At 65.8% G+C, this 9,350-nt stretch carries 8 protein-coding genes; 5 read left to right on the forward strand and 3 right to left on the reverse strand.

Annotated features, from left to right (window positions below):
- Positions 1–66 precede the first annotated feature (66 nt).
- The 3 genes from AC0L18_RS16815 to AC0L18_RS16825 are packed head-to-tail and all read right to left on the reverse strand — an operon-like array spanning position 67 to position 3,249.
- Positions 67–921: a TIGR01459 family HAD-type hydrolase gene (locus tag AC0L18_RS16815; RefSeq protein ID WP_473493363.1), complete on the reverse strand. Its 855-nt coding sequence runs from the start codon at positions 919–921 to the stop codon at positions 67–69.
- Positions 918–2,204, reverse strand: a complete 1,287-nt coding sequence (locus tag AC0L18_RS16820; protein ID WP_473493364.1) for an FGGY-family carbohydrate kinase — start codon at positions 2,202–2,204, stop codon at positions 918–920. The genes AC0L18_RS16815 and AC0L18_RS16820 overlap by 4 nt, the downstream gene beginning before the upstream one ends.
- A 1-nt stretch (position 2,205) precedes the next feature.
- Positions 2,206–3,249 (reverse strand): class II aldolase/adducin family protein, encoded by a 1,044-nt coding sequence (locus AC0L18_RS16825; protein ID WP_473493365.1) that lies wholly within the window; start codon positions 3,247–3,249, stop codon positions 2,206–2,208.
- A gap of 200 nt (positions 3,250–3,449) precedes the next feature.
- Here AC0L18_RS16825 and AC0L18_RS16830 point away from each other — a divergent pair, with 200 nt between their 5' ends.
- From AC0L18_RS16830 to AC0L18_RS16850, 5 genes are all read left to right on the forward strand, one after another.
- Positions 3,450–4,232, forward strand: a complete 783-nt coding sequence (locus AC0L18_RS16830; protein ID WP_473493366.1) for a DeoR/GlpR family DNA-binding transcription regulator — start codon at positions 3,450–3,452, stop codon at positions 4,230–4,232.
- Positions 4,229–5,608, forward strand: coding sequence for an FGGY-family carbohydrate kinase (locus tag AC0L18_RS16835; RefSeq protein ID WP_473493367.1), 1,380 nt, complete (start codon positions 4,229–4,231; stop codon positions 5,606–5,608). The genes AC0L18_RS16830 and AC0L18_RS16835 overlap by 4 nt, the downstream gene beginning before the upstream one ends.
- Positions 5,605–7,149: a sugar ABC transporter ATP-binding protein gene (locus AC0L18_RS16840; protein ID WP_473493368.1), complete on the forward strand. Its 1,545-nt coding sequence runs from the start codon at positions 5,605–5,607 to the stop codon at positions 7,147–7,149. The genes AC0L18_RS16835 and AC0L18_RS16840 overlap by 4 nt, the downstream gene beginning before the upstream one ends.
- A 20-nt stretch (positions 7,150–7,169) precedes the next feature.
- Positions 7,170–8,168, forward strand: a complete 999-nt coding sequence (locus tag AC0L18_RS16845; protein WP_473493383.1) for an ABC transporter permease subunit — start codon at positions 7,170–7,172, stop codon at positions 8,166–8,168.
- 78 nt (positions 8,169–8,246) lie between these two features.
- The gene (locus tag AC0L18_RS16850; RefSeq protein ID WP_091595356.1) at positions 8,247–9,185 is read left to right on the forward strand and encodes an ABC transporter substrate-binding protein; all 939 of its coding nucleotides are present in this window, start codon (positions 8,247–8,249) and stop codon (positions 9,183–9,185) included.
- Positions 9,186–9,350: the final 165 nt, after the last annotated feature.

The following is a 9,350-nucleotide window of genomic DNA, read 5'->3' on the forward strand; positions in this document are numbered from 1 at the left end:
ACCGAAAGCAGCACGAACGACGGAACGATCACCATGGCAGCGCTCAACCCTCGGAAGCTGCCGATCTCAATCAGCGAATCTGAAACTGTCCGTGGTGTAATCGGGGTAGGCATCCAGACTGTCGAAAAGCTCTGCCAGGTCACGGGTATCCGCCAATATTCCGGACAAGACCAGCGCTGTCGCCACGCCGGCACCAATTCCACCGGCGACATCGTGTTCGACGCTGTCGCCGACACAGACCACGCTGCTGCGGTCCGGGTTGCCCGCCAGCGCCAGCGCGGCGTCGAAGATCGGCGTGTAGGGCTTGCCGATGCGGGTGACGCTGCCGCCGAGGCTCTCGTAGAGATCCGCAAGCTGGCCGGCGCCAAAGCGAGGCCCGACTGCCGTCAGCATGATCTTGTCGGGATTGGTGCAGAAGCACGGCACCTGCCGCATCGCTGCCGGCGCAAAAAGCCGGCGATAGTGCTCGATATCGTAATGGTCGCCCTCACTGGCGGCGATCAGCACCAGCTCGGCATCGTCGCCGCCCCCGGTCAACACGAAAGGCAGGCCTTCAATCGCCGAGCGGTCGCGCTCGCGGCTGATCAGCAGGCACTTTGTGTTTTGGCGCAGCTTTCCGGATATCGCCATTTCGTGGAAGGACCGCCACGCGATCTCGCCGGAAGAGACAAATTGATCCCAGCTTCCTGGTTCGAAGCCGAGCTTCAGCAGGCGGGCCTCATTGGGCCGCGCCCGCCTGCCGGAATTCGAGACCAGCACGATCGTCCTGCCTGCGCGCTTCAGCGCCGACAACGCCTCCACGGCGCCCGGATAGGGGTTCGTGCCGTCGTGCAGCACGCCGAACTGATCGAGCAGGAACACCTGATAGCGCTCGACCAGCGCTCCGATGCCGTTGAGATGTTCGACTGGTTTGGTGCTCACAACAGCCCCGCTGCGATTGCGCCCATCAGCGCCAGCCGCGCCGTGCCGGCGGCCGCCTCGTCCGAAAGCGCCGGCAGAAAATCGACACCCAGCTTGCGCTGCCGGATCGCGGTCCAGGTGGGATTTGCCGCACCGCCGCCGACGCTCCTGACCGACGTCAATCGGGGGGTGCCGAGTTCGGCAAGCCGGCGATAGCCGAGCGCCTCGATCGCCGCAATGCCCTCGAACATCGCTTTCAGATAGTCGGCGTCGTCCGCCGGCCGCGGCGTCAGGCGGGGTGGCAAATCAGGATCGGCGATCGGAAAGCGTTCGCCAACCGCGGGAAGCGGATAAAAGTCGAGACCGGTCTCGGTCATGGGGTCCATTGCCGCACTCAATTCGATGATGCGCGCGAGAGAAAAATGCTGCGCCAGCACCTTGCCGCCCGAATTCGACGCACCACCCGCCAGATAGGCATCTCCCAACCGATGGCTGTAGATGCCGAACTGCGGCGCCGAGATCGGCCGGTCGGAAAGGATCTTGATGGTCAGCGAGGATCCCAGCGCGGTGACGCCGTCGCCAACAGCCGCAGCCCCCGTCGCCAGGAACGACGCGCAGCCATCCGTCGTGCCGGCGACCACGGCGACGTCGCGCGCCAGGCCGAACCGGTCCGCTGCGCTCGCGGTGAGCTTTCCCGTGACATCGCCCGGCTTGACGACACCAGGCAGGAATTCCATGCGCATGCCGGTCGCCGCGATCCAATCCGGCCAGCGGCGGGCCTCGACATCGTAGCCGGTCTTCAGGGCATTGTTCTCGTCGCTGATGTCGAAGCGGCCGGAAAACTGTCCGGCGATCCAGTCGGCCTGATGCAGCACCGCCGCGACGCCGGGCAGGCGCTGGAACAACAGCGCCTTGGCGAGACCGGACGTCGGCCCACGGGCTGCGCTCGCGGCCGGCGCCTCGCGCGCGATCACCGCCAGAATGGCGTCGTCGTCGACCTTGTCGTTGTACATCAACGGCTCGGCCAGCGGCCGCCCGGCGCCGTCGACCGGCAGCAGCGTGCCCGAAGTGCCGTCGACGGCGATCGACCGGACCGCCGCACGATCGATGCCCGAAAGCAGTTCCGTCAGCGCCGCGCCGACCGCTGACCACCATACGGACGGGTCGCGGGCATTCTGGCCAAATCTGCCGAGTGGAACGGCGGAACGCGCGGCAATCGAAAAGTCCGGCCGCATGGCGACGGCGCGGGCGCCTGATGTGCCGATGTCGATTCCGATCGAAAGCGGGCCAATCGGACGCGCCATGTCAGCCGCCGGCTGCATTGAGTTTCTGGCGATACTGCTCGGCGTCCCAGTTGATCAGTTCGTCGTTCTCGGCTGATGTCAGATAGTTCAGCTTCGCTGCGACGTCGACCCGCGCCGTCACGTCGGCGAGGCAGCGTTGCATGGCATTTGCGCCGGCACTGGCGTTGCCGCGCATCAGCACGCCAAGCCCGGGAAACAGGATCGCCACCGGTGCCGTGCCGCACCGTTCGGTGACACGCATCACGTCCTCACCCGGCCTCGCCACGACCGAACCCTGGCCGAGAAAGATGACGTGATCGGGATAGAGGCTGCCTCCTGACGCCATGCGGCAGCTTTCAGGATCGATCGCGACGGCATGCGCTTCGCCATCCGCCGGCAGCCTGTAGCCGCTGCGTGCGATGAGCGTCGTCAATGTGACAACGTTGGGCTCCGCCACCTCGCGGGGCGGTCGCGCCAGCAACCCTGTGACGCGACGCAGCAGCGCCTCGGCGCCGGCGACGGTCTCGGCTGCGACGACCAGGCCATGGTTGGCAAGGATCAGCACATCGACACCGGGCCGAAGGCGCTCGGCAATGCCCTGGGCAAGCGGCAGGCCGGGCCGGCGATAGGGAACATACGCCCATTCGAGGCCATCGAGGCGCTTGGCGACTTGAGCCTCGCAGTCGGCCTGCACGGCAAGCGAAATGGTATCGACGCAGTGGACATGCAGAACGACGCGCTGCGGCATCAGCGCGTGAACCGTGGTCTCGATCGAAGGACGCAGCTTGCGGGCGTTGAGCGCCTCGATGGCGAAACCCTGTGGCTGATCGGCGGCCGGGTCGCGCTGTTCGACAGCCCTGAGCAGCGGCGGGATCGCCACCGGGACCATGATGTCCTCGGCGAGCGCGTCCTTCAACCAGGTGCCGGAAGCCTTGATCCAGAGCGTGTCGCCGGCTTTCAGCGACGTGTTGCCGCCCGCGGCCTGGGTCAAGTGCGGGTCGCGCCCGATGCTGGCCGAAAGCGACCGCAAAGCAGCCAGTTCCTGCGCATCCGCATTGATTGCCATCGAAACTCCTTCACAAACCGGCCGCCTAGGCCACGGCTTTGGATCCGGTAGCCGGGACAGACGAGTGACGCTGGTATTGCAGATGCGAGTAAGTTACGTCAAGAGTGATCTTGTCCCACCAAATCGAGCTTGCAATCTGATCCGTGCTGAGTAACTTACACCAATTGCCGTGGCAAGATGGCATTTCGGGAGGGTATCCGTTGAGCGACTCCGGCCGCCAGCGTCAGATCGTCGAGCTGTTGCGGGATCGCCCCTTCGCCTCGGTGCGCGAGTTGCAGGAGCGGCTCGGTGTGTCGGCGGCGACGGTGCGGCGCGACATCGACAAGATCGACGAGGCCGGCGAAGCACGCAAGGTCTATGGCGGCATCTCGGCGCTCGATGGCGCTGGGCAGGCGGGCGTCGCCTATGCCCGGCCCTACGACGAGAACCGCGATCTCGCGGTCGAGGCCAAGCGGCAGATCGCCGCTCTCGCGGCGACCATGGTGCGCGATGGCGACGCCGTCATCGTGCATGGCGGCTCGACCTGCTTCCATCTCGGCGTCAAGCTCGCTGGCCGCAACATCCGGCTCTATACCAACTCGATGCCGCTCATCGCCTATTTGAGCGACCACGGCCATTGCAGCCTGACCGTTGCCGGCGGCGAACTGCATCGCGAGCCTGGCATCATCCATTCGCTCACCCAGACGGTGCCGTTCTACGCATCGAAGTTCTTTCTTGGTGCGCAGGGCATCGGCCCGGAGGGCGTGCTGGAATCGCATCCGCTGCTGGTCCGCTCCATCGCCGAGCTCAGCCTGTGCGCCGACCAGATCGTGGTGCTGGCCGACAGCCGCAAACTGTCGATCCATGCGCGCAACGTCGCGCTGCCCTTGTCGCGCATCGGCACGCTGGTGACCGATGACGGCCTTTCCGATGCCGACGCACGCATGCTCGAAAACGCCGGCGTCATGGTGCGGATCGCCTCTGCCTCGGGAGCCGTCCAGTGAACGTGGCTGTCCTCGACTTCGGCAAGACCAACTCGAAGCTGTTCGTCTTCGGTCAGGACGGGCAGATCCTAGGTGAGCGCCGGACCCAGCCGAACTGGACGCGCGAAGGCGACTTCAGCGTGCTCGACGAAGCAGCGCTTCACGATTGGGCGGCGCGCGCCGTCGGTGAGGCGGTCGATATCAATGGCATAGAGGGCTTGATGGTTTCGGGCCATGGCTGCACCTTTGCCTTGGTCGACGATGCGGCGCTGACGCATCCGATACTCGACTACGAGCAGGAGCCGCCGGCCGAGATTGCCGCGCAGATCGATCGCCGCATTCCGGATTTCGCCGAAACCTTCTCGCCGCGCCTGCCGCTCGGCTTCAACTATGGTCGCCAGATGCTGTGGCTGAAGACGGTGCAACCAAGCGTGTTCGCCGCCGCCAAATCGATCCTCGGTTATCCCCAGTACTGGAGCTGGCGCTTTGGCGGCCGGGCGGTCTCGGAGGTGTCCTATCTCGGCTGCCACTCGCATCTTTGGGCGCCGCGCAAACGCGATTTCTCCTCGCTGGTCGACGCCGAGGGTTGGCGCCGCCAGATGCCCGCCTTCGAGCGTGCCGGCGCGGTCATCGGCGAGCAGAGCTTTGGCGGGTCGACACGGCCGATCGCCATTCACAACGGTGTCCATGACAGCAATGCGGCGCTCCATGCCTATCGCCGGCAGGCGCTTGGTCCGGTCACTGTCGTCTCGACCGGCACCTGGGTCGTCGTGCTCAATCCGGACTGTCCGCTCGACGAGCTCGATCGCGACCGTGACATGCTGGTCAATGTCGATGTCGACGGCGGCCCGGTACCGACCATCCGCTTCATGGGCGGCCGTGAATTCGCAACGATCAGCGACGGTTGGCAGGGCGCGATCGACCGCTCCACATTACAGCAGGTGATCGACGCCGGCATCATGGCGCTGCCGAGCTTCGCGCCAGGCGGGCCGATGCCTGGCCATCACGGCGAACTGGTCGGGCATGCACCCACCGCGGAGGAGCGCGCGGCCGTGGCGCTGCTTTATGTCGCGCTGATGGTCGATCTGTGTCTCGACCTGATCCATTCGAACGACACGGTGATCGTCGATGGCGGGCTGAACAGTGGCGGCCTGCTCGCCAGCCTGCTGGCACAGCTGCGTCCCGGCCAGGCCTTCATGCAGGGCGCCACGCTGGAGGGCAGCGCCACCGGAGCGGCGGCTCTGGCCTTCGAGAGTGTTGGACGCGAATTTGCCGCCGAGGCGCCGGAGCCGGTACGCGCCTCGAGCTTCACCGGGCTTGCCTTCTATCGCGATAGCTGGCGCGGCCTCGCCGCCGACCGAGGCGTCGCTGATGCCGCAGCGGGAGGCGCGCGATGACCGCCGCTGCCCGGATCGAAACCGTGCGCCAGCCGGTGCTGGAGATGCGGCACATCTCCAAGACGTTCGGCCCAATTCGCGCCTTGCAGGACGTATCGTTGACCGTTCACGCCGGTGAACTGCACGCGCTGATGGGCGAAAACGGCGCCGGCAAGTCGACGCTGATGAAGGTGCTGTCCGGCGCCTATCGGCCTGATGCCGGCGGCGAGATTCTGATCGACGGCACACCGGTCGCGACCGGCGACCCGATCAAGGCACGCGCCAACGGCATTGCCGTCATCTATCAGGAGCTGTCGCTGGCGCCCAACCTGACGGTCGCGCAGAACATCTTCCTCGGCAACGAGCCGAGACGGTTCGGCATCGTCGACCGCGACCAGTGCAATCGCCGCGCCAAGGAGATCATCGCACGGCTCGGCGTTTCCTTCTCGGCGCGCGCCTCGGTCTCCAGCCTGTCGCTTGGCGAACGCCAGATGGTCGAAATCGCCCGCGCGCTGTCGACCAGCGCGCGCATCATCGTCATGGACGAGCCGACGACCTCGCTGACCTCGCGCGAGACCGACAGGCTGTTCGAGGTGATTGCGACGCTGAAGTCGCAGGGCATTGCCATCATCTACATCAGCCACCGCATGGAGGAGGTCTACCAGCTTGCCGACCGCGTCAGCGTGCTGCGCGACAGCGGCTATGTCGGCACGCTCGAACGCGCCGATCTGAACGCCTCGCGCCTCGTCTCGATGATGGTTGGCCGTGACCTGTCCGCCTTCTACAAGAAGGATCACCGCCCGCCGGACAGCAAGCGCGCGATCGCACTGTCGGTGCGCGACATGTCGGACGGCAATCTCCTGAAAGGCTGCTCCTTCGACCTGCACAAGGGCGAAGTCTTGGCGCTGGCGGGCCTGGTCGGCTCCGGCCGCACCGAACTCGCGCGGCTGATCTTCGGCGCCGACAGGCACACATCAGGCACGCTGGAACTCGACGGCAATCCGATAGCCATCGGCTCGCCGCGCGAGGCGCTGGATGCCGGCATCGCCTATCTTACCGAAGACCGCAAGGAACTCGGCCTGTTCCTCGACATGTCGATTTCCGACAATATCAGCATGGGCGTGCTCGCCAGGGACGCGCAGGCCGGCGGCCTGCGCGACTTCGCCACGGCCGAAAGGCGCGCCGCCAAGGCCGTTTCCGACCTCTCCATCCGCAGCAGGTCGGTGCAGGCCAATGCCGGCTCGCTGTCGGGCGGCAACCAGCAGAAGGTGCTGCTCGCCCGCCTGCTCGAAACCGAGCCGCGGGTCCTCATCCTCGACGAACCGACGCGCGGCGTCGATGTCGGGGCGAAGTCGGAAATCTACCGGCTGATCGATGATCTTGCCAAAAAGGGCATCGCCATCCTGATGATCTCCAGCGAACTGCCGGAGGTGATCGGCGTCGCCGACCGCGTGCTGGTGATGCGCGACGGCACTATCGCTGGCGAGGTGACCGCATCCGAAGGCCAGCCGCTCAGTCAGGAGGCAATCATGGAACTCGCAACGGGAGCGGCCAAGGGATGACCGACAAGAGCGGCCTGGGGATGACCGACAAGGCAGCCGAGATGAGCGCGGGTGACCACGCGGTCGGCAGGAGCCGGCGGCTGCGCACCGCCTTCGCCGCGCTTGGCATGCTGCCGGTCCTGATCCTTTTGGCGGCCGGCTTCCAGATCATGAACCCGCGCTTCCTCACCGAGACCAACCTGTTGATCGTCACCCAGCAGTCGTCGATCAACATCGTGCTCGCGGCCGGCATGACCTTCGTCATCCTGACCGGCGGCATCGACCTGTCCGTCGGCTCCATCCTTGCCGCCTCGGCGATGGTGGCGGTGATGGTGTCGCTGGTGCCGGAGTGGGGCATGCTCGGCGTGCCGGCGGCCATTCTGGTCGGCCTCGGCTTCGGCGTCATCAACGGGCTGCTCGTCGCCTATATCAAGCTGCCGCCCTTCATCGTCACGCTTGGTTCGCTGACCGCCGTGCGCGGCGTCGCCCGCCTGCTCGGCCAGGACACCACGGTGTTCAACTCGGACCTGCCGTTCGACTTCATCGGCAACGGGTCGCTGTTCGGCATCCCCTGGCTGGTCATCATCGCTCTGTCGGTCGTGGTGCTGTCCTGGCTGGTGCTCAAGCGCACCGTGCTCGGCACCTGGATCTATGCCGTCGGCGGCAATGCCGAGGCGGCCCGCCTCACCGGCATAAAGGTGCCCCTGGTGCTGCTCTTCGTCTATGGCGTTTCAGGCCTTCTCGCCGGCCTTGGCGGCGCCATGTCGGCGGCCCGGCTCTACGCGGCCAACGGGCTGCAGCTTGGACAGTCCTACGAACTCGACGCCATTGCCGCGGTCATCCTCGGCGGCACCAGCTTCGTCGGCGGCGTCGGCTCGATCTGGGGCACGCTGATCGGTGGCCTGATCATAGCGGTGCTCTCCAACGGGCTCATCCTGGCCGGTGTTTCGGACATCTGGCAGTACATCATCAAGGGATTGGTCATCATCGTGGCGGTCGCCCTCGACCGCTACAGGCTCCAAGCGGGAGCAAGAACGTGATTGACCTTCGTCGCCGGCGTCAACGACCCGGTTTCATTTAACGCACCGTGAGAGGCGCGGGGCATCAGGAGGAAAACAATGAAGACCATCGCTAAACTGCTCTGCGGCGTAGCCCTCGCGGCCGTCGCCGTCGCACCGGCCTCGGCCAAGGACCTGAACAAGGTCGGCATCTCGGTCGGCCTGCTCGGCAACCCGTTCTTCGTCGCCACCATCAAGGGCATCGAGGACGCCGCCAGGAAGATCAACCCGAATGTCGAGGTGACGTCGGTGTCGGCCGACTACGACCTCAACAAGCAGGTCTCGCAGGTCGACTCGTTCATCGCCGCCGGCGTCGACGTGATCATGCTCAACGCCGTCGATGCCAAGGCGATCGCGCCGGCGGTGAAGAAGGCGCAGGCGGCCGGCATCGTGGTTGCCGCATTCGACGTTTCGGCGCCGGGCGCCGACGTCACCGTGATGACCAACAACGTCAAGGCCGGCGAAGCGGCCTGCCAGTATCTGGTCGACCACACCGGCGGCAAGGGCGACTATGTCATCCTGAACGGGCCGGCATCGTCGTCGATCCTCGAGCGGGTGAAGGGCTGCAAGGACGTGCTGGCAAAACACCCGGACATCAAGATCCTCTCCGACGACCAGAATGCCGAAGGCTCGCGCGACGGCGGCCTGAAGGTGTTCCAGTCGCTGCTGACCCGCTTCGACAAGATCGACGCGGTGTTCGCCATCAACGACCCGACGGCGATCGGCGCCCAGCTTGCGGCCAAGCAGCTCAACCGCTCGGAGTTCATCTTCACTGCGGTCGACGGCGCGCCCGACATCGAGAAGGAACTCTCTTCCGGCACCTCGATGATCAAGGCCTCGGCCTCGCAGGATCCTTACGTCATGGCCGGCCAATCGCTGCAGATGGCAGCTGAAGTGCTCGCCGGCAAAAAGCCGGCCGAGGCCACGGTGCTGCTCGACCCGCAGCTGATCACGGCAGAGAACCTGAAGGACTATAAGGGCTGGACCGCGGCCCGCTAGCTAAAGCCTCCCAAGGCTGGTGGGGGGGGGGGGGGGGGGGGGGGCCCGGGGTTTTTTTTTTTTTTTGTTTTTTTTGTTATAAAGGGGGGAAGCGGGGGGGGGGGGGGGGGGGGGGGGGGGGGGGGGGGGGGGGGGGGGGGGGGGGTTAGGAGATGAGTATTGGGT

Source organism: Mesorhizobium sp. WSM4819 (assembly GCF_055811215.1).